This window comes from Burkholderia sp. Bp9142 (genome assembly GCF_003853415.1).
Lineage (GTDB): Bacteria > Pseudomonadota > Gammaproteobacteria > Burkholderiales > Burkholderiaceae > Burkholderia.
In genome coordinates this window covers 187575-206248 of the sequence record NZ_QTPP01000009.1, presented here as the reverse complement: position 1 = coordinate 206248, position 18674 = coordinate 187575, and the positions used below count along the sequence as shown (strand labels likewise).

The 18674-nt window shown below is 66.1% G+C and carries 19 protein-coding genes and 4 tRNA genes; 12 read left to right on the top strand and 11 right to left on the bottom strand.

All coding sequences use genetic code 11. The features are described 5' to 3' along the window. Nucleotides 1–110: 110 nt before the first annotated feature. Nucleotides 111–365: a GlsB/YeaQ/YmgE family stress response membrane protein gene (locus tag DIE22_RS13245; protein ID WP_057928536.1), complete on the top strand. Its 255-nt coding sequence runs from the start codon at nt 111–113 to the stop codon at nt 363–365. Between the two features lie 87 nt (nt 366–452). Here the strand turns inward: DIE22_RS13245 and DIE22_RS13240 are convergent, their stop codons facing one another. The 4 genes from DIE22_RS13240 to DIE22_RS13225 form a co-directional block, all read right to left on the bottom strand. Next, complete coding sequence (locus DIE22_RS13240) at nt 453–935, bottom strand: TlpA family protein disulfide reductase (RefSeq protein WP_124605256.1); 483 nt, start codon at nt 933–935, stop codon at nt 453–455. Then, nucleotides 932–2191, bottom strand: coding sequence for a sialidase family protein (locus DIE22_RS13235; protein WP_124605255.1), 1260 nt, complete (start codon nt 2189–2191; stop codon nt 932–934). Before DIE22_RS13235 ends, DIE22_RS13240 begins: the two co-directional genes overlap by 4 nt. Then, on the bottom strand, nt 2179–4533 hold the full coding sequence (locus tag DIE22_RS13230) for a TonB-dependent receptor (RefSeq protein ID WP_124605254.1): 2355 nt from the start codon (nt 4531–4533) through the stop codon (nt 2179–2181). The genes DIE22_RS13235 and DIE22_RS13230 overlap by 13 nt, the downstream gene beginning before the upstream one ends. 130 nt (nt 4534–4663) lie before the next feature. After that, nucleotides 4664–5053 (bottom strand): DUF2946 domain-containing protein, encoded by a 390-nt coding sequence (locus DIE22_RS13225; RefSeq protein ID WP_124496794.1) that lies wholly within the window; start codon nt 5051–5053, stop codon nt 4664–4666. A 198-nt stretch (nt 5054–5251) separates the two neighbouring features. Here DIE22_RS13225 and DIE22_RS38190 point away from each other — a divergent pair, with 198 nt between their 5' ends. Continuing rightward, nucleotides 5252–5398: a hypothetical protein gene (locus DIE22_RS38190; protein WP_009690993.1), complete on the top strand. Its 147-nt coding sequence runs from the start codon at nt 5252–5254 to the stop codon at nt 5396–5398. 220 nt (nt 5399–5618) lie between these two features. Further along, nucleotides 5619–6212 (top strand): chorismate mutase, encoded by a 594-nt coding sequence (locus tag DIE22_RS13220; RefSeq protein WP_124605253.1) that lies wholly within the window; start codon nt 5619–5621, stop codon nt 6210–6212. Nucleotides 6213–6248: 36 nt separating this feature from the next. On the opposite strand, the gene DIE22_RS13215 is transcribed toward DIE22_RS13220, so the two are convergent. Both DIE22_RS13215 and DIE22_RS13210 read right to left on the bottom strand, forming a co-directional pair. Next, nucleotides 6249–7376, bottom strand: coding sequence for an exonuclease domain-containing protein (locus DIE22_RS13215; protein ID WP_124496796.1), 1128 nt, complete (start codon nt 7374–7376; stop codon nt 6249–6251). A gap of 161 nt (nt 7377–7537) precedes the next feature. Further along, a complete protein-coding gene (locus tag DIE22_RS13210) occupies nt 7538–7741 on the bottom strand; it encodes a cold-shock protein (RefSeq protein WP_006476615.1) in 204 nt (67 codons plus the stop codon). 393 nt (nt 7742–8134) lie between these two features. Here DIE22_RS13210 and DIE22_RS13205 point away from each other — a divergent pair, with 393 nt between their 5' ends. Then, nucleotides 8135–8398, top strand: coding sequence for a hypothetical protein (locus DIE22_RS13205; protein ID WP_124496797.1), 264 nt, complete (start codon nt 8135–8137; stop codon nt 8396–8398). A gap of 497 nt (nt 8399–8895) precedes the next feature. Next, the gene (locus DIE22_RS13200) at nt 8896–10038 is read left to right on the top strand and encodes a porin (protein WP_124496798.1); all 1143 of its coding nucleotides are present in this window, start codon (nt 8896–8898) and stop codon (nt 10036–10038) included. A gap of 107 nt (nt 10039–10145) precedes the next feature. Here the strand turns inward: DIE22_RS13200 and greB are convergent, their stop codons facing one another. Further along, entirely contained in the window at nt 10146–10709 is a 564-nt protein-coding gene (gene greB / locus DIE22_RS13195; RefSeq protein ID WP_124605252.1) for a transcription elongation factor GreB, read from the bottom strand. A 130-nt stretch (nt 10710–10839) separates the two neighbouring features. Between greB and DIE22_RS13190 the strand changes: the two genes are divergently transcribed. From DIE22_RS13190 to DIE22_RS13180, 3 genes are all read left to right on the top strand, one after another. Beyond that, nucleotides 10840–10916: transfer RNA gene (locus DIE22_RS13190), tRNA-Arg, on the top strand. A gap of 61 nt (nt 10917–10977) precedes the next feature. Continuing rightward, a tRNA-Arg gene (locus DIE22_RS13185) sits at nt 10978–11054 on the top strand. 61 nt (nt 11055–11115) lie between these two features. Then, nucleotides 11116–11192 (top strand) — tRNA-Arg (locus tag DIE22_RS13180). A gap of 177 nt (nt 11193–11369) precedes the next feature. Here the strand turns inward: DIE22_RS13180 and DIE22_RS13175 are convergent. The 4 genes from DIE22_RS13175 to DIE22_RS13160 form a co-directional block, all read right to left on the bottom strand. Continuing rightward, the gene (locus tag DIE22_RS13175) at nt 11370–13736 is read right to left on the bottom strand and encodes a RelA/SpoT family protein (RefSeq protein WP_124496800.1); all 2367 of its coding nucleotides are present in this window, start codon (nt 13734–13736) and stop codon (nt 11370–11372) included. 63 nt (nt 13737–13799) lie between these two features. Further along, on the bottom strand, nt 13800–14003 hold the full coding sequence (gene rpoZ, locus DIE22_RS13170; RefSeq protein WP_006025620.1) for a DNA-directed RNA polymerase subunit omega: 204 nt from the start codon (nt 14001–14003) through the stop codon (nt 13800–13802). A 58-nt stretch (nt 14004–14061) separates the two neighbouring features. Continuing rightward, nucleotides 14062–14745, bottom strand: coding sequence for a guanylate kinase (gene gmk, locus DIE22_RS13165; RefSeq protein WP_124496801.1), 684 nt, complete (start codon nt 14743–14745; stop codon nt 14062–14064). A 6-nt stretch (nt 14746–14751) separates the two neighbouring features. Then, nucleotides 14752–15675 (bottom strand): YicC/YloC family endoribonuclease, encoded by a 924-nt coding sequence (locus tag DIE22_RS13160; protein ID WP_124496802.1) that lies wholly within the window; start codon nt 15673–15675, stop codon nt 14752–14754. A 175-nt stretch (nt 15676–15850) separates the two neighbouring features. On the opposite strand from DIE22_RS13160, the gene rph reads away from it, so the two are divergent. From rph to DIE22_RS13140, 4 genes are all read left to right on the top strand, one after another. Continuing rightward, nucleotides 15851–16591 carry a ribonuclease PH gene (gene rph / locus DIE22_RS13155; RefSeq protein ID WP_124496803.1) on the top strand — a complete coding sequence of 247 codons (741 nt, stop codon included), beginning with the start codon at nt 15851–15853 and terminating at the stop codon, nt 16589–16591. Then, nucleotides 16584–17210 (top strand): RdgB/HAM1 family non-canonical purine NTP pyrophosphatase, encoded by a 627-nt coding sequence (gene rdgB / locus DIE22_RS13150; RefSeq protein WP_124496804.1) that lies wholly within the window; start codon nt 16584–16586, stop codon nt 17208–17210. Before rph ends, rdgB begins: the two co-directional genes overlap by 8 nt. Before the next feature lie 34 nt (nt 17211–17244). Then, nucleotides 17245–18459 (top strand): radical SAM family heme chaperone HemW, encoded by a 1215-nt coding sequence (gene hemW, locus DIE22_RS13145; RefSeq protein WP_124496805.1) that lies wholly within the window; start codon nt 17245–17247, stop codon nt 18457–18459. A gap of 42 nt (nt 18460–18501) precedes the next feature. Continuing rightward, nucleotides 18502–18589: transfer RNA gene (locus DIE22_RS13140), tRNA-Ser, on the top strand. Nucleotides 18590–18674 lie beyond the last annotated feature (85 nt).

Sequence of the window (18674 nt, the reverse complement as noted above, 5' to 3'; positions counted from 1 at the left end):
TCGCGTTACATTGCGTGGGCGGCGCGGCAGGTCGCATGCCGCCTACAGGCTGCTTGCGGCGAAACAGCCGACGTCCGGTCATTTCGACTCAACACAAGGAGAGGATCACCATGACTCATGGCTTGATTATGTGGCTCATCATCGGTGCGATCGCCGGCTGGCTGGCCGGGCTGCTCGTCAAGGGCGGCGGGTTCGGGCTGATCGTCGACATCATCGTCGGTATCGTCGGCGCGGTGATCGGCGGCTGGCTGGCCGGGCTGCTCGGCATCAGCCTCGGCAGCGGCTTCATCGGCTCGGTGATCGTCGCGGTCATCGGCGCCGTGATCCTGCTGTTCGTGATCCGGCTATTCAGGCGCGCGGCCTGACGCTCTTCTTGCGCGCCTTCGGGCGCGCTTTCGTTTCGTTCTTGCATCGAAGCGGCGCGCTGCATTGCGCGCGCGCCGCCTTCCGTTTCAGCGGCGCTTGCCGCGCTGCAACCAGCCGTCGAGCACGCCGGTCGTCAGCAATCCGCTGCGCGCTTCGCGTGCGCCATCGCGTCCGATCCACACCGTACGCGGCATCTCTCCCCGCCATCCCGCATCGAGCGCCGCCCGCAGACGCTCGGGCATCGGCTCCGCGTTCGCATACTGCGCGACCTGCGGCGGCAGGTTCATTTGCGCGAGCACCTGCGCGATCGCCGCACCGTTGTCGTCATAAGCGTCCATCGCGACCATTGCGAGCTGCACGTCCGGATGCCGGCACTGCCACGCGACGAGATGCGCGGCGTTCTCGCGGCAGTATCCGCAATCGAGCGACCAGATCTCGACCGCGAGCGGTCGATCGTGCGCCGTCGCATACAACTTCGCGACCTCGGCCGCGCGCAGCGGTTGCAGTTCGCCGGCCCACGCCGGCAGGCTCGCGAGCACGGCGCCGATCAGGATCATCAGCCGTTTCATTGCGCGCCCTCGACGGGAATCAGCCGGTAGCCGTCGTTACGCGTGCGCCACGACAGGTAGATGCGCCCCGCATCGTCGAGCAGTTGCGGATTGTCGCTCGCGCCCGACGTCGACGCGATCACGCGCGGCGCCGACCAGTGCTCGCCGCGATCGTCCGAGCGGCGCAGCTTGATCTGCATCGCGTCGCCATCGAACGCCTTCCATGCAAGCCAGACGACGTCGCCGCGCGCGACGAGCGCCGCATGCGATGCCTGCTCGGCCGGCACCGCCGGATTCGCGCCGAATGCCCACGGCGTGCCGCGCGGCCGGCCGTCGGCGCCGATGCGCGAATAGAACACGTCGGCGCGGCCGTCGACGACACCGAACCACGCAATATGACGCGTACCGTCGGGCGTGATCGCAAGCGCCGGCCCGTGCTCGGGGCAGGCCTCGACATGCCAGTTCGAGAACGTCGCACGGATCGGCACGACGGGCTCCGACGCCGGTACGGGCAACACCGCGAGCGCATGGTCGCGGATCTGCCCCGGGAACACGTTGCGCCACACGGCCTCGATGTGTCCGGCCGGATCGATCGCCATCGCGATGCGACAGCATTCGCATGTGTGGTCGGTCACCTTGCGCTCGGGCTCGAACGACACGCCGCCGTCGCGCGACACCGCGTAGTAGACGGCCGCACCGTCGTACGCCTGCCCCGCCGCCTTCGCCGCAGCGAGATCGCGCTTGTCGATCCACGCGATCGCGATGTTGCCGGCCGGGTCGACGGCCATCATGTCGAAGCGGTGCGTGATCGCCTGCCGGTCGCGATGGACGGTGACGGGCACGCTCCAGGTCGCACCACCGTCGAGCGAGCGCGAGAAGCGCACCATGCCGGTGTACGGCGCATCGAGCGGCATCGACCACGACACGTACGCCGCGCGACCGTCGGGACTCGTCGCAATCTTCGGCCGATTCTCCGCGCTCGTGTAGATCGGCTCGGGCATCGCGTTGACGGTCACGGGCGCGGATAGCGTCCGGCCCGCGTCGTCCGAGTGCGCGACGACGACGTGCGCGCCTTCGACCCATGCGACCCACAGCCGGTGCCGCGCGTCGAACGCGGCGCCGGTCGCGAGCGGCTGCTTCTGTTGCGCCGGCGCGGCCTGCATGCTCATGTGCGCCGCATGCGGATCGGCGGCTTTCGGTGCGTCGTGCGCGCGGGCGGGCGACAGCGCCGCGAGCCACAGCGCGCAGCCTGCCGCGAGCGATTTCACAGCGACCATTTCAGTTCTCCAAAGAAAGTGCGGCCCGGATACGGGTGGAACACGTAGTAGCGGCGGTCCGTCAGGTTGTCGATGCCGACCGACGCGGTCCAGTGACGGTCGAACCGGTAGCGCGCCTTCAGGTCGACGACCGTGAAGATGCTCGTGCCGCCGTACACGTCCGGATTCACGTCGCTGTTGTCGAGCGTGTTGAACTGGCGGCCCGAGTAGCGGACGCCGACGCTCGCGAGCCAGTGCTCGTCGAAGCGGTACGACGCGAGCAGGTTCGCGCGCATGCGCGGGACGCGCGGAAAGCGCGAGCCGACGTACGCGGGATTCGCGGTATCGGCGAGGATCTGCGCATTGCTCGCCGACACGTTCGCGTCGATGTCGAGCCCGCGCAGCCCGACGTTCCGGCCGCTGAATCCGAGTTCGACGCCGCGCACGCGCACGCGATCGACGTTCGAGATGTTGGTGACGGTCGACGCGCCCGACACCGTCGTCTGGCTGTAGATCGAGTCGCGCAGATCGCTCTGGAATACGCTCGCGCGCACGACACCGACGCCGACGTCGCGCTCGGCCGTGAAATCCCAGTCGATCGCCTTTTCCGGCCGCAGGTTCGGGTTGTTGTTGACGATCGCGTTGTTCGAGATCGTGCCCTGGAACAGTTCGCCGACCGTCGGGAAGCGCGTGCCCGTCGCGAATGACAGCCGGAAGCGCCAGACGTCCGTCGCGTCCCATTGCAGCGCGACTTTCGGCGACAGCGCATTCGCGCTGCGGTCCGCGTAGCCGAGCGTGCCGTTCGCGTTGCCGAGCGCGCCGCCGTACGCATCCCAGCGCTCGTAGCGCAGGCCGAGGGTCGCGAGCCAGCCGGGCGCGAAACGCCACGCGTCCTGCGCGTACAGCGCCTGCGTGCGCGTGTCGCCCTGGTAGACGCTCGCGAGCGACGTGGTCGGCCCGGCCAGCCAGTCGGCCGTGTTGTACGTGACGTTGCGCAGGAAATAGTTGTCGTAGTGATAGCCGAACGTGAACGTGTGGCCCTTCACCTGCGGCGCCTCGGCCTTCAGGTCGAGCGTACGCCAGCCCGTGCCGTCGCCCTGGAACAGCGTGCCCGCCCCGCCCTGCGCGGTCGATGCCGCGCGCAGCACGTCGCGCGACACGTCGTACGCGGACACGATGCCCGACAGCCGCCAGCCCGAATCGAGCCGGCTGTTCAGGCCGAGCGCATACAGCCAGTTCTCCTGGTCGCCGCGCTGCGGCGCGAACGCGCTCGGCGCGACGGTCATGTTCCGGCCGCCGATCGACACGTTGCCGCCGTAGACGGGATTGCCGGCCGCGTCGCGCAGGAAGGTTTCGCCATGCTGCCGGTAATGGTTCTCCCAGTGCCCGAGCGTCAGCGTCGCGTCGACGCGGTCCGTGAACGCATAGCCCATCCGCACCGTCTCGTTGAGCTGCTCGGTCCGCTCGATGTTCTGCGTGCCGACGATCGTGCGCGGCTTGCCGTTGGGTCCGATGTCGGTGGCCGCGCCCGTCACGGGCACCGCGGCGCCGAGCCGCGGGTTGTAGGCGGAATTGGGGCTCGCATACTGCATCGGCTGACCGTCGTTCTCCAGCCGGTCGAGCGACAGCGAAAACCAGAACTTGCCGACGCGGTTCGCGATCCGCGCGGTCTGGTGATTGCCGCCGAAGCTATCCGCGAACCCGTAGCCGTCGTGATAGCGCTGCGTGAAGAACTGCGTCGATAGCGACGCCTCGAGTTTGTCGGGGCGCCGCGTCGTCAGCAGCACGGTCGAGCCGATCGCATTGCCCGGATACAGCGCGGAAAAGGGGCCATACAGCACATCGACGCGCGCGATATCGTCGGGGGCGATCAGCGACCAGCGCGGCGGGTACGCATAGCTCGAGCCGAGCAGGTTCGACAGCAGCAGGCCATCGGCATACACGAGCCCGCGCGCGCTCTGCAGTTCGTTGAAGTCGCGACCGGCGAACACGCTGTTGCGGTCGCCGATGTAGCGCTTGCGGACCATCAGGTTGGGCGCGTACTTCAGCGCGTCCTCGGTGGTGACGTTGGTGTGCGCGTCGATCTGCTCGCGCGTGATCGACTCGACGACGGCCGGCGTATCGGGATCGACGGGTTGCCGCTGGGCGGTGACGCTGACGGCGGTCAGCGTGTCGCCCGTCGGCGCGGGCCCGGGCACGGCAATCGATGCGGCGCGGCCGGCCCGGTTGTCCGGGCCGGTTGGCACCGGATCGGCGGGTGCACCATCGGTCGGAGCCGCTTGCGCGGTCTGCCAGGCAAAAGCGGCCGCGCAGGCGAGCGCGAGCCGACCGCGCGACGGCCGCGCGGCGAAAGTGAACGACATGGATGAATTCCTGAAAACGTGACCGGGGGCCGCCACCGGACGCGAGCCGACGCGCCGCGCGCACACGGCGCGGCGCGCGGACCGGACCGCGGGCGGCACGCGCGCCACCGGGGCGCGCGGACGATATCAATCAGATCGGGACGTTTTCAGGCGGACCGCGCGGCTGCGCGAGACGGATGCCCTGGCGGGGAAAATCGGGAACGGCCGGGGCGGCCGCCCGGTACGCGAACGCGCGCACGAAGCCCGGCAACGCGGGCAGGCTCGTGCCGAGCGCGACGTTCGCCGCGAAGCCGGGACAGTACACGCAGTGCGGCACGTCCGCATGGTCGAACGACGCCGCACCGCGGTCGTCGCCGGGCTGCGCGAGGACGACCTGGCGGGCGCCTGCCGCACTGCACAATTCGAGCGTGAGCTCGCCGGAACCGCTCGACGCGAGACGCGCATAGCCGACGACGGGCGACAGTACGTTCAGTACCAGCGCCAGCCAGACGAGGCCGATCCATCGCGTCGTTCGTTTCATCGCGGTCCAGGAAAAAGTGCGCGCAAGTATAGCAAGCGACTCAATCGTTGCCGATCGTGCAGGGTGCAATAGTCGGCATCGCACGGCGCGCAGCAGCGCATGTGCCGTTAATACAACAGAGACAAAATCTAACGATTCGCCACTGGCATAAATCCGAGCACGAGGTTGATAATTATTGAACCTGCTGGAGAAACGACCATGGACGAAAGACCAACCCGCATGCCCCCGCCCGAGCAAGTGATGAGCCCGGATCCGGAACCTGTCGGCGTGGAATTCCTCGCCGAATTGCCCGAGCACGTCCGGGCATTCTTCGACGAGCAGCACAAGCTGTACTCGCCGAAGTGAACCCGCATTCCGTTCTGTAACCGCCACGTGTCAATCGAGATCGTGCGGTTCATCGCTGCGTTTTCGGCGCAGATCGCTTCGCACCCGGGCTGCAACGGCCTGACGGTGCCGGGTCAGCGCGTCCGCTGATTCTTCTGTCGCGTCGTTCCGCCGCGCGACTGTCTTCGTCTATCCTTCTGGTTTTCCACCTCCGGCCCGCCCGGCTTTCCCGATCGTTCCGATGAAACAAGCCATTCGTGCCAGCGTCGCTGTCGCCGCGCTCGGCGTCGCCCTCTTTTCGTCACCGCAGATCGCGCGCGCGGACGGCGACGACACCGCGCTCACCAATCTCGTCGCGCTCGCATCGCAGCGGCTCGCGCTTGCCGAACCCGTCGCACGATGGAAATGGGCGAACCACAAGGCGATCGAAGACCGGCCCCGCGAAGCGGCATTGCTCGCATCGATGGAGAAGCGCGCCGCACAGGCCGGCGTGGATCCGGCATTCGCGCGCACGTTCTTCGAGGATCAGATCGCCGCGAGCAAGGACGTGCAGAATGCGCTCTTTGCCACCTGGCGCGCGACGCGACCGCCCGAAGGCACGCCGCCCGACCTCGCGACCAGCACGCGGCCGGCGCTCGACCAGCTCACGCAAAAGATGCTGACCGGCCTCGCCCGGGTCGCGCCGCTGCGCGACGCGCCCGATTGCCAGGCGCGGCTCGCACGCAGCATCGCGAACTGGAAGACGCTCACCCGCTACGACGCCACCCGGACGCAGGCGCTCGGCACCGCGCTGTCGCACGTCTGCTCCGCCGGCGGCGCCAGCGCGATCGGCTGAGCGCGCACGGCCATCGCGCGCGGCAGCAAGCGGTGCTCAATCGGCAGGGGTAAGCGCCGCGAGCGGAATCAGTTGCAGGCCGCGTGCGAGATGGGTCTGCAGCAGGCGATGGGTATGGGGTTCGAACGCGCCGTCCACGCCATCGGTCACGAGGCGCACGGCCGCGTCGAGCGATTCGGCCGCACCGAGATAGCGCCACCCGTCGATCACGTGAAACAGGCGGCGCTCGCCGCACGCTTCGAACGCGACCGCGCCGTCGAACGGCCAGGGCGCCTTGCCTGCACGAGCGTTGTCGGCCGCGGGACGCCGGTTGTACGACGGACGCAGGTGTGCGATCCATTGCGCTTCGGCGAGCATCGCGCCCAACTCGTTGCCGGTTTCCCGCCATTCGACACGCCGCACCTGCTGCGCAAGCCGCATTTCCTTCGACGAGCGCCGCTCGCCGGTCAGCAGCGCGCGCAAGCGCTGCCGCACGCGCACGCTGCGCCCGACGTAAAGTGCTTCGTCGCCCTCCCCGAACAGCGCGTACGCGCCGCATCCGGCGGGCGCGGTATCGAGCCACGCTTCGGTCAGGTTCCCCCCGAGACGGAAGTGGCGCGTCGTGCGCGCGATCTGGTCGCGCAGCCGCTCGAGCGGCACGATCTCGTGCAATTGCCGCCAGAACTGCCAAAGGAGATCGGCATCCGCGAGCGCCCGGTGGCGGGCGGCGGGGATGAGGCCATGACGCTCGATCAGCGCATCGAGTCCGTGCCGCGCCTCGCGCGGAAACAGCGCGCGCGACAGCCGCACCGTGCACAACACGTCCGGATTGAACGCGATGCCGGCACGTTCGAATTCGGCACGCAGGAAGCCACGGTCGAAGCTCGCGTTATGCGCGACGAACAGCTTGCCGTCGAGCCGCTCGAACAGCGCGGGCGCGAGCGATGCGAAGGACGGCGCATCGCGCACCATCTCGTCCGAAATACCCGTCAGTTGCTGGATGAACGGCGGAATCGACTGTCCCGGATTGACCAGCGTCGTCCACGTCGATACGCCGAGCGGGCCGATTTCCACCACGCCGATTTCGGTGATGCGGTGCTCGGCGGACGAGCCACCGGTGGTTTCAAGGTCGACGAAGACAAGCGGCAGTTCGCAGGCGGGATCGGACGGACGGGAATCGGACATGAAAAGACAGGGAAACGATGCTTTCGTGAGTATGCACCGGCATGCATGTTCGCGACCAGTCCGAACCGGAATCGATTCGGCGGCTGCCAGTTTTCGTGCCCCCGAAAAGCAAAAAGCCCCCGCGATGCGGGGGCCGGACGTGATCGGCAATGCGTGGCGCGTCAGACCGCCTGGATATTCGCTGCCTGCTTGCCTTTCGGCCCGACTTTCACGTCGAAGGAAACGCGCTGGTTTTCCTTCAGCGTTTTGAAGCCGTCCATCCGGATTTCGGAAAAGTGCGCAAACAAATCTTCGCCGCCATTGTCGGACGTAATAAAACCGAAACCCTTAGCATCGTTAAACCATTTTACGATACCGGTATCCATACCTTCGTTCCCCACTCGTTTAGATCAAAAAAGCTACTGTTTATAGCCGCTTCCCGAAATCCCGCAACAGCACGCCGACACTCACCCGCAGCGCCCCGCCCGGGGACGGAGTGCTGACTTTATAAATTGGACAATCCGGGTGCGTCAAGGGAATTTTTAGCGCCTTCTTTATCAAAAAGGCGTCAATACCACTGGAATCGGTACACCATCGTCTTTTATTAATTGATTCGCATCAAAAACCTGTCAATGTTACCGGGATCATGTCGCCGATAATCGGGACCGCGAAAAACCTACCGGGGACAAATCAAGCCGGTAAAATCCTCGGGTTTTTTCCGGATTGCGGACAACGGAGGACATTGCGATGCTGGTGCCAGGCAATGGAAGGAGAAGGTCATGTGGCTGGACGGAATCAAGCGCCTTGCGAGCCGGCTCGCACGCGTACGCCGCAAGTCCCGCGCGCTGGCCGAGTCCCGTGAAGCGCCGTGCGATACCGAGTTCGATCCGACCTGGCACGGCGATCATTGGCAGAACCTGCTGGCGTCACCGCTGGACGCCCGTCACTACGTGATGGAAGACTGGACGTACACGCCGCCGCCGGCCGAAGCCGACGACGCGCAGCCGACAGGCAAGCGCAAGCGGCGCTCGCACGCGCAATAGGGATCGGGAAGACGGGCAAAAAAAAGCGCGACTGGGAAGTCGCGCCGACAAAGGTTTGGAGATCTTTTCCGTCAACGAAAAAGTCTGCTTCGGAAAGCAGAGATCGCAGTATAGCGAGATAACATCCTTTCATTATCCATGCTACACACAAACCTCTATTGCCGTTGTGTCAATAATCGCGCTGGCGCTACCCTCGCCCGCCACTGATCGCCTGTCGCGATCGCGCAACGCGCCTGACGGCAGTCCCGATCAGCTTCCCCCCTGCTGCGCCGCCGCAACGCCTTGATGGCCGCGGCTCTCGGCGCCCATTCTCATTCTTGCGCGATTCAAAATACAGTATTGCCGGAAGCGATTTTCCCCTGCGCCCGGACCGATCCTTACACTGCAAATGGATTCCGACGAGGGTGCCGCGCCCCACGCGCACGGCGTCGCCGACCCGCGACACCGCCGATGCCCGCAGCAGGTTCGATCGACATCATCCTGTTTGGAGACAGATCATGAAAAAGTCCCTGATCGTCGCCGCATTGGCGAGCGTGGCGGCCACCGCCGCCCATGCGCAAAGCAGCGTCACGCTGTACGGCCTGATCGATGCCGGCATCACCTATACGAACAACCAGGGCGGCCACAGCGCGTGGCAGGAAACGAGCGGCTCGATCAACGGCAGCCGCTGGGGCCTGCGCGGCACCGAGGATCTCGGCGGCGGACTGAAGGCGATCTTCACGCTGGAGAACGGCTTCGGCATCAACAACGGTTCGCTGAAGCAGAACGGCCGCGAATTCGGCCGCCAGGCGTTTGTCGGGATCGCGCACGACCGCTACGGCTCGGTCACGCTCGGCCGCCAGTACGACAGCGTCGTCGATTTCCTCGGTCCGCTGTCGCTGACCGGCACCCAGTACGGCGGCACGCAGTTCGCGCACCCGTTCGACAACGACAACCTGAACAACTCGTTCCGGATCAACAACTCGGTCAAGTACCAGAGCGCGAACTACGGCGGCCTGAAGTTCGGCGCGCTGTACGGCTTCTCGAATTCCAGCAATTTCTCGAACAACCGCGCGTACAGCGTGGGCGCGTCGTACAGCTACCTGGGCTTCAACGTCGCGGCCGCTTACATGCAGCTCAACAACAACATCAACTCGCTCGCACTCGCGGCCAGCGATCCCGGCGCGGTGGCCGGCGACTGGACGTTCGCGGCCAGCCGGCAGCGCACCTGGGGCGCGGGCCTCAACTACACGTTCGGGCCCGCGACGGCCGGCTTCGTGTTCACGCAGACGCGCCTGACCGATTCGGCCAGGGTCAGCGCCGGGCAGTCCGGTGTGTCGGGCGGCATCCCGCTCGTCGGCGGCACGCGCTTCAACAATTACGAAGTGAACGGCCGCTACGCGCTGACACCGGCGTTCTCGCTCGCTGGCTCGTACACGTATACCGACAGCCGTCTCGACGGCCAGACGCCGAGCTGGCACCAGTTCAACCTGCAGGCCGACTATGCGCTGTCGAAGCGCACCGACCTGTACCTGCAGGGCGAATACCAGCGGGTCAATGCGGACGGCCTGGCGATCGGCGCGAACATCAACGGGCTGGGCACCGCGTCGTCGACGAACAAGCAGATCGCCGTCACGGCCGGCATGCGCCACCGCTTCTGAGCGAGACGATCGGCCCCGGGCACTCGCCCGGACCGTCGTGACGAAGCGCCCCGCCCGGGACGCCTGTTCGCCTCAGCGCGCCGTTGCGCGGATGCGTCGCGCCATGCTCATGCGCTGCCCGATGCCGGATAGTGAACGTCGAGCACGTCGATCGGCTGCGGACCGGCGGGTGTCATCAGCGTGACGGTATCGCCGATCTTCGCCTTGATGAGCGCCCGCGCGACCGGCGAGATCCAGCTGACGCAACCGCGATCGAGATCGACCTCGTCGATCCCGACGATCGTGACGGTGTGATCCTCGCCGTCCGGCGTCGCGTAATCGACGGTCGCGCCGAAGAACACCTGGTCGACGTTCTCCTGCCGGCTCGCGTCGACGACTTCGGCGAGATCGAGCCGTTTCGTCAGGAAGCGGATCCGGCGATCGATCTCGCGCAGCCGCCGCTTGCCGTAGATGTAGTCGCCGTTCTCCGACCGGTCGCCATTCGACGCGGCCCACGACACGAGGCGCACGACCTCGGGACGCTCGACGTCGATCAGGTTCAGGAGTTCGTCCCTGAGCCGCTTGTGGCCGGCCGGCGTGATGTAGTTCTTCGTGCCCGCCGGAATCGCCGGTTGACCGGGGTCGAGATCGTCGTCGTCGCCGTCCGACTCTTTGACAAACGCCTTGTTCATGATGCGGATTCAATACCTGGATGACTGATGCTCCAAGGGTACACGAAGGCGGCCGCGCAAGATCGTGCGACATATTTTGCGAATAAGGCTTCCCTTTTTATGCGACTCTGCTATACTTCCGCTTCTGCGTGCGGCTGTAGCTCAGTTGGATAGAGTACTTGGCTACGAACCAAGGGGTCGTGGGTTCGAATCCTGCCAGCCGCGCCACCTTTTTCGGGGCCTTCCCATCGCAGAAGGTTCCGACAGTTGAAGTAGTACCGCTTTGCGTGCGGCTGTAGCTCAGTTGGATAGAGTACTTGGCTACGAACCAAGGGGTCGTGGGTTCGAATCCTGCCAGCCGCGCCACCTTTTTGGGGGCCTTCCCATCGCAGAAGGTTCCGACAGTTGAAGTAGTACCGCTTTGCGTGCGGCTGTAGCTCAGTTGGATAGAGTACTTGGCTACGAACCAAGGGGTCGTGGGTTCGAATCCTGCCAGCCGCGCCACCTCAGAAGGGCCTTCCTCCGGGAAGGCCCTTTTTTCTTTTCCGCCCCCCCCTTCCCGACGATCACTGCTCGCTCGACTCGAGCCGCGCTGTCACCGCGCAACGCCGCCGGGCCCGCGTCACAATCGAAAACGGCGGCCCGCGGCCGCCGTCGTATCCCGCCCAGGCAACGCGCAGGTCAGTAATCCTGCCGCTCGCGCTCGATGCGCATGCCGCCATCGTGACGCGCATGCACACTGTCGTCGGTCGAGCGCTCGCGCATGATCCGCATCACGTCCGGATTGGTCCGCACGCGCCGCATCACGTTCGCAAGATGCACGCGATCGCTGACCTGGATCACGAAGCGCAACACCGTCGATTCGTGCGTCAGGTCCTCGTCCATCGCGATGTGGACGATGTTCGCGTCGGCCGACGTGATGTCCGCCGCGACGCGCGCGAAGATGCCCTTCGTGTTCTTCACGAGTGCCTTCACCGCGACGTCGAAGAGACGTCCCGGCTGCGGCGCCCATTCGACGTCGATCCAGCGGCCCGGATCGCGGCGATGGATGCGCTGCGCGACACGACAATCGGTCGTATGAATCGCCATCCCGAGGCCGATGCCGATATAGCCCATGATCGCATCGCCCGGAATCGGCCGGCAGCACGCGGACAGCTGCACGGACATCCCTTCGGTGCCGGTAATCACGACCGGCGGCGCATTGTGCGCGGGATGTCGCTCGGACTTCGGCAGATCGTCGTCCGCATCGCGGCCGCTCATCAGCACCTCGATGCGCTTGGCCATCACCGCGGCGACGCGGCGGCCGAGGCCGATGTCCGCGAAGATTTCCTGGCGACTCTTGTTGCCCGTCCACTGCACGAGCTTTTCCCACACTTCCGGCGTCACGTCGGCCAGCGCGAGCCCGTAACCCTTCAGGCTCTGGTCGACGAGCCGCTCGCCGAGCTGCACCGACTCGTTCAGGCGCATCGTCTTCAGGTAGTGACGAATCGCCGAGCGCGCCTTGCCGGTGCGCACGAAACCGAGCCACGCGGGGTTCGGCTTCGAATACGGCGCGGTGATCACCTCGACGATGTCGCCGCTCTTCAGCTCGGTACGCAGCGGCAGCAGCTCGTTGTTGATCTTCACGGCCACGCACTGGTTGCCGAGGTCGCTGTGGATCGAATACGCGAAATCGAGTGCCGTCGCGCCGCGCGGCAGCGCCATGATCTTCGACTTCGGCGTGAACACGTAGACCGCATCCGGGAACAGGTCGATCTTCACGTGCTCGAGGAATTCGCTCGAATCGCCGGCTTCGCTCTGGATGTCGAGCAGCGACTTCAGCCACTGGTGCGCGCGCTTCTGCACGTCGTTCAGATCCGCGCCGCCGTTCTTGTACAGCCAGTGCGCGGCCACGCCGGCCTCGGCGATCTCGTGCATCTTGCGCGTGCGCACCTGGAACTCGATCGGCGCGCCGAACGGGCCGACGAGCGTCGTGTGCAGCGACTGATAGCCGTTGATCTTCGGGATCGCGATGTAGTCCTTGAACTTGCCGGGCACGGGCTTGTACAGCGCGTGCAGCGCGCCGATGCACGTGTAGCAGTCGAGCGGGCTCTCGACGACGACGCGAAAGCCGTACACGTCGAGCACCTGCGAGAACGACAGCTGCTTGTCGCGCATCTTGCGGTAGATGCTGTAGATCGTCTTTTCGCGGCCGGTGATCTCGGCGTCGATCTTCGCGTCGGCCATCGCGCGCTGCGCGGCCTCGAGGATCTTGCTGATCACTTCGCGGCGGTTGCCGCGCGCGGCCTTCACGGCCTTCTCGAGCGTCGCGTAGCGATGCGGGTTGAAATTCGCGAAGCTCATGTCCTGCAGCTCGCGATACGTGTTGTTCAACCCGAGGCGGTGCGCGATCGGCGCATAGATGTCGAGCGTCTCGCGCGCGACGCGGCGGCGCTTTTCCATCGGCACCGCGCCAAGCGTGCGCATGTTGTGCAGACGGTCGGCGAGCTTGACGAGGATGACGCGCACGTCGCGCGCCATCGCGAGCAGCATCTTGCGGAAGTTTTCCGCCTGCGCTTCCTCGCGGCTGCGGAACTCCATCTTGTCGAGCTTCGACAGGCCGTCGACCAGTTCGGCGACCTTCGGGCCGAAGCGCTCGGCCAGCTCGCTCTTGGTCACGCCCTGGTCTTCCATCACGTCGTGCAGGAGCGCCGCCATCACGGCTTGCGCGTCGAGCTTCCAGCCGGCGCAGATTTCCGCGACGGCGACGGGATGGGTGATGTAGGGTTCGCCGCTCTGGCGATATTGACCGAGGTGGGCTTCGTCGCTGAAGTGGAACGCCGCCTTGACCTCTTTGATTTCATCCGGAGCGAGATACTCGGCAAGCGCGGCGGTCAGTTTCGCGATCGAAACGACGCCGTGCTTGCGCGGCTGCTCCGGAGTGGCGGTCGGCCCGAACAGGTGCCGGAAGGACTGTTCGAGGACCGCGTCGATGTACTGGCGCGCAGGCGACTGGGCCGTGGCTTCGGTGGTCGAATCCGCGGAGGCGGACGATGGGGTGGTGCTCATATTCGCCTCCAGGTCGAGTCGTTGCGCGCGTGGACTACATGGCTGGAACGGGCCGGATGCGCGTTAAACCGGCACCTTCTTCAGCATCTCGACGCCGACCTGCCCGGCAGCGATCTCGCGCAGCGCGACGACGGTCGGCTTGTCGCGGCTCTCGATCTTCGGCGTATGGCCTTGCGCGAGCTGCCGCGCGCGGTAGGTGGCGGCGAGCGCCAGTTCGAAGCGGTTGGGGATTTGCTTCAGGCAGTCTTCGACGGTAATGCGAGCCATGTTGGTAATTCCTTCTGAATATAGTGCTTATTCTACCTTATGTCCCTCTACCCCCGCGTCATTCCGCGTGGGGCAGATGGATACCGAGCTCGATGAACAGCTCCGCATGTCGCGCGTACTGCGAAGCAAAGCGCAGGCGCGTCGCCGCGACGATGCATTCGAGCTCCGCGAGCGCACGCTCGAAATTCTCGTTGATCACCACGTATTCCGCTTCCGACGCGTGCGCGATCTCGCTGCCGGCGGCCAGCAGGCGCCGCGTGATCACGTTCGGCTCGTCCTGCCCGCGCTTCTTCAGGCGCTCCTCGAGCGCGTCGAGCGACGGCGGCAGGATGAAGATGCCGACCGCGTTGCGGAACTGCTTCTTCACCTGCAACGCGCCCTGCCAGTCGATTTCGAGCAGCACGTCGTGGCCGTTCTTCATCTGCTCCTCGATCCAGACGCGCGACGTGCCGTAGTAGTTGCCGTGCACTTCCGCGCTCTCGAGGAATTCGTGCGCCGCGTGACGCCCGCGGAAATCCTCGACGGTCGTGAAGTGGTAGTGCTGGCCGTCCTGTTCGCCCGGGCGCGGCTTGCGCGTCGTATACGAGATCGACAGGCAGATGTCGCTGTCCTTCGACAGAAGCGCATTCACGAGCGTCGATTTGCCGGCGCCCGACGGCGCGACGACCATGAACAGGTTGCCGGGATAGACGCCACCGTGCAGCGAATGCGACGCGTGGCCGTCGCGATGGGATTCGGTCATGTTGCTTTACTCCAGGTTTTGCACTTGCTCGCGCATCTGCTCGATCAACAGCTTGAGCGCCATCGATGCGTCGGCCAGTTCCTTCGCCGCCGCCTTCGAGCCGAGCGTGTTCGCCTCGCGATTCAGTTCCTGCATCATGAAGTCGAGACGCTTGCCGACGCGGCCGCCCTTCTCGATCACGTGACGCGTTTCGTTCAGGTGCGCGGTGAGTCGCGACAGCTCTTCCGCGATGTCGATCCGGATCCCGTACATCGTCACTTCCTGACGAATGCGTTCCGCGGCTTCCTCGCGCGTGACGATCGCCGCGCTGCCTTCGGGCGCCGCGATGCCGAGCGCTTCCTGCAGCCGCTCGACGATCTTCTGCTGATGCTTCGCGATCAGCTCCGGCACGAGCGGCGTGATGCGCGCGACGATCGCTTCCATTTCGGTGACGTTCGACAGCAGCATGGTCGCCAGCTGTGCGCCTTCGCGCGAACGCACGACGACGAGCTCGCCGATCGCTTCCTTGCCGCACGCGAGCACCGCGTCACGAATCGCTTCCGCCGACACGCCGCTCTCGGCCAGCACGCCCGGCCAGCGCAGGATCTCGCCCGCGCGCAGGCGGCCGACACCCGGGAACGAATCCAGCACCGAGCGCTCGAGCTCGGCGAGCTGGCCGAGCGCGGACTGGTTCAGCGCGCCCGCGCCGATGCTCTGCTCGCCGCGCTGCAGGTTGATGCGCACGTCGACCTTGCCGCGCGACAGCTTGTTCATCAGCATTTCGCGCAGCGCGGGTTCGCACGCGCGCACGTCGTCCGGCATGCGGAAATTCAGGTCGAGGAAGCGCGAGTTCACGGTGCGCAGTTCGACCGACACGCTGGTGCCGCCGTTGCCGGTGGCCGTCGCGAGTTCGCGCGTCGCGCTCGCATAGCCCGTCATGCTGTAGATCATGGTTCGTCTCGCCGTCTGGGTGCCCTTCTCGGGGCGGAATATGTCGAGGCGCCCGGCGCATTGCAAGGCGCGGGGCGGGAAGCGCGCATTATCCCATTTTTGCGCCCCACCCCGCCGGGCAAGGCTGCCGTTCGGCGCTAAAATCGAGGTTTCCTCTTCCGTCCACGATTCCCCCATGACGTCTTCCCTGTCCCGCCCGAGCGGCCGTCGCGCCGACGAACTGCGCAAGGTCGCCCTCACGCGCCACTACACGAAACACGCCGAAGGCTCGGTGCTCGTCGAATTCGGCGATACCAAGGTGATCTGCACCGCGAGCGTCGCAGAACGCGTGCCCGAATTCCTGCGCGATCGCGGCCAGGGCTGGCTGACGGCCGAATACGGGATGCTGCCGCGTGCGACGCACACGCGCAGCGACCGTGAAGCCGCACGCGGCAAGCAGACGGGCCGCACGCAGGAAATTCAGCGCCTGATCGGCCGCGCGCTGCGCGCGGTGTTCGATCTCGAGGCGCTCGGCGCGCGCACGATCCACATCGACTGCGACGTGATCCAGGCCGACGGCGGCACGCGCACGGCGAGCATCACCGGCGCCTTCGTCGCCGCGCACGACGCCGTATCGAAGCTGATCGCGGCCGGCAAGCTCGCGCGTTCGCCGATCACCGACCACGTCGCCGCGATCTCGGTCGGCGTGTACGAAGGCGCGCCCGTGCTCGACCTCGACTACGCGGAAGATTCGCGCTGCGACACCGACATGAACGTCGTGATGACGGGCGCCGGCGGCTTCGTCGAAGTCCAGGGCACCGCCGAAGGCGTGCCGTTCTCGCGCGCCGAGATGAACGCGCTGCTCGACCTCGCGCAAAACGGGATCGGCCAGCTCGTGCAACTGCAGAAGGACGTGCTGGGCGCCGGCCATGTCTGATCGCACCCTCGCGCCGCTGTCGCGCATCGTGCTCGCGTCGAACAACGCCGGCAAGCTGCGCGAATTCACCGCGCTGTTCTCGACGCTCGGCATCGAGATCGTGCCGCAGGGTGACCTGGCCGTGCCCGAGGCGGAAGAGCCGTTCGGCACGTTCATCGAGAATGCGCTGACGAAAGCGCGGCATGCGTCGCGGCTCACCGCCCTGCCGGCGATCGCCGACGATTCGGGCCTGTGCGTGCGCGCGCTGCGCGGCGCGCCGGGCGTCTATTCGGCGCGCTACGCGCAGCGCGCGGGCGGCGCCAGGGGCGACGCGGCGAACAATGCGTACCTCGTCGAGCAGTTGCGCGGCGTCGAGGACCGGCGCGCATACTATTGCTGCGTGCTCGCGCTGGTGCGCCACGCGGACGATCCCGAGCCGCTGTTCGCCGAAGGTCGCTGGATCGGCGAGATCGTCGACACGCCGCGCGGCGAGCACGGATTCGGCTACGACCCGTATTTCCACCTGCCGTCGCTCGGCGCGACGGCGGCCGAACTCGAGCCGGCCGTGAAGAACACGCACAGCCATCGCGCGCTCGCGCTGAAAGCGCTGCTCGCGCGGCTTGCAGAGGAACCCGCATGATCGTCTTCGTCACGCATTCGCAGCCGGAGGACGCATGAGCCAGGCAGCGGAAACCGGCGCGCGCGTCGTCGCGACGTTCACGTCGCCCGGGCAGGTGCGGCTCACGTCGCTGCCGCCGCTCGCGCTGTACGTGCATTTTCCGTGGTGCGTGCGCAAGTGCCCGTACTGCGATTTCAACTCGCACGAATGGAAGGGCGAGCGGTTTCCGGAAACGGAATATCTCGACGCGCTGCGTGCCGATCTCGAGCAGGCGCTGCCGCTCGTCTGGGGCCGGCAGGTGCATACGGTGTTCATCGGCGGCGGCACGCCGAGCCTGCTGTCCGCGGCCGGCCTCGACCGGCTGCTGTCCGACGTGCGCGCGCTGCTGCCGCTCGATGCCGATGCCGAGATCACGCTCGAGGCAAACCCGGGCACGTTCGAGGCCGCGAAGTTCGCGCAGTTCCGCGCGAGCGGCGTGAACCGCCTGTCGGTCGGCATCCAGAGCTTCAACGAAGGCCATCTGAAAGCACTCGGGCGCATTCACGACACCGCACAGGCGCGCGCGGCCGTCGAAATCGCCGCGAAGACGTTCGACAACTTCAACCTCGACCTGATGTTCGCGCTGCCGAACCAGACGCTCGACGAATGCCGGACCGACATCGAGACCGCGCTGTCGTTCGCACCGCCGCATCTGTCGCTGTATCACCTGACGCTCGAACCGAACACGATGTTCGCGAAGTTTCCGCCCGCGGTACCCGACGACGATGCGTCGGCCGACATGCAGGAATGGATTCACGAACGCACGGCCGAGGCCGGTTACGGACGCTACGAAGTGTCCGCGTACGCGAAGCCGAATCATCAGTGCAAGCACAACCTGAACTACTGGCGCTTCGGCGACTATCTCGGGATCGGCGCGGGCGCGCACACGAAGCTGTCGTTCCCGAACCGGATCCTGCGGCAGGCGCGCTACAAGCATCCGGCGACCTTCATCGAACAGGCGATGGCCGGCACGCCGATACAGGAAGAGCGTGAAGTCGGCGCGCGCGACCTGCCGTTCGAGTTCATGCTGAACACGCTGCGGCTCGTCGAGGGCTTCCCCGTGCACAGCTTCGTCGAACGCACCGGCCTGCCGATCGGCACGATCGAGCCGGCACTCAAGGAAGCGGAGCGGCGCGGGCTGATCACGCGCGATTTTGCGCAGATCGCGCCGACGCCGCTCGGCCAGCGTTTCCTCAACGACCTGCAGGAATTGTTCCTGCGCGACGATTGAAGCGGAACGAGGCGGCATTTCGGTTACAATGCCGCCTCGTGTGGAAGCGTGGCCGAGCGGTTTAAGGCACCGGTCTTGAAAACCGGCGACGGGAAACTGTCCGTGAGTTCGAATCTCACCGCTTCCGCCAGGAAGTTCGCCAAACCCCGTCCATTCATCGAATGACGGGGTTTTTGTTTGCCCGCCGCACGCAGCGCGCGGTGCCCGCCCCGCAG

What these genes read in the sequence shown, in the direction of transcription:
- DIE22_RS13245 (WP_057928536.1), top strand. Translation starts at nt 111, where the DNA reads ATGACTCATGGCTTGATTATGTGGCTCATCATCGGTGCGATCGCCGGC.
- DIE22_RS13240 (WP_124605256.1), bottom strand. Translation starts at nt 935, where the DNA reads ATGAAACGGCTGATGATCCTGATCGGCGCCGTGCTCGCGAGCCTGCCG.
- DIE22_RS13235 (WP_124605255.1), bottom strand. Translation starts at nt 2,191, where the DNA reads ATGGTCGCTGTGAAATCGCTCGCGGCAGGCTGCGCGCTGTGGCTCGCG.
- DIE22_RS13230 (WP_124605254.1), bottom strand. Translation starts at nt 4,533, where the DNA reads ATGTCGTTCACTTTCGCCGCGCGGCCGTCGCGCGGTCGGCTCGCGCTC.
- DIE22_RS13225 (WP_124496794.1), bottom strand. Translation starts at nt 5,053, where the DNA reads ATGAAACGAACGACGCGATGGATCGGCCTCGTCTGGCTGGCGCTGGTA.
- DIE22_RS38190 (WP_009690993.1), top strand. Translation starts at nt 5,252, where the DNA reads ATGGACGAAAGACCAACCCGCATGCCCCCGCCCGAGCAAGTGATGAGC.
- DIE22_RS13220 (WP_124605253.1), top strand. Translation starts at nt 5,619, where the DNA reads ATGAAACAAGCCATTCGTGCCAGCGTCGCTGTCGCCGCGCTCGGCGTC.
- DIE22_RS13215 (WP_124496796.1), bottom strand. Translation starts at nt 7,376, where the DNA reads ATGTCCGATTCCCGTCCGTCCGATCCCGCCTGCGAACTGCCGCTTGTC.
- DIE22_RS13210 (WP_006476615.1), bottom strand. Translation starts at nt 7,741, where the DNA reads ATGGATACCGGTATCGTAAAATGGTTTAACGATGCTAAGGGTTTCGGT.
- DIE22_RS13205 (WP_124496797.1), top strand. Translation starts at nt 8,135, where the DNA reads ATGTGGCTGGACGGAATCAAGCGCCTTGCGAGCCGGCTCGCACGCGTA.
- DIE22_RS13200 (WP_124496798.1), top strand. Translation starts at nt 8,896, where the DNA reads ATGAAAAAGTCCCTGATCGTCGCCGCATTGGCGAGCGTGGCGGCCACC.
- greB (WP_124605252.1), bottom strand. Translation starts at nt 10,709, where the DNA reads ATGAACAAGGCGTTTGTCAAAGAGTCGGACGGCGACGACGACGATCTC.
- DIE22_RS13175 (WP_124496800.1), bottom strand. Translation starts at nt 13,736, where the DNA reads ATGAGCACCACCCCATCGTCCGCCTCCGCGGATTCGACCACCGAAGCC.
- rpoZ (WP_006025620.1), bottom strand. Translation starts at nt 14,003, where the DNA reads ATGGCTCGCATTACCGTCGAAGACTGCCTGAAGCAAATCCCCAACCGC.
- gmk (WP_124496801.1), bottom strand. Translation starts at nt 14,745, where the DNA reads ATGACCGAATCCCATCGCGACGGCCACGCGTCGCATTCGCTGCACGGT.
- DIE22_RS13160 (WP_124496802.1), bottom strand. Translation starts at nt 15,675, where the DNA reads ATGATCTACAGCATGACGGGCTATGCGAGCGCGACGCGCGAACTCGCG.
- rph (WP_124496803.1), top strand. Translation starts at nt 15,851, where the DNA reads ATGACGTCTTCCCTGTCCCGCCCGAGCGGCCGTCGCGCCGACGAACTG.
- rdgB (WP_124496804.1), top strand. Translation starts at nt 16,584, where the DNA reads ATGTCTGATCGCACCCTCGCGCCGCTGTCGCGCATCGTGCTCGCGTCG.
- hemW (WP_124496805.1), top strand. Translation starts at nt 17,245, where the DNA reads ATGAGCCAGGCAGCGGAAACCGGCGCGCGCGTCGTCGCGACGTTCACG.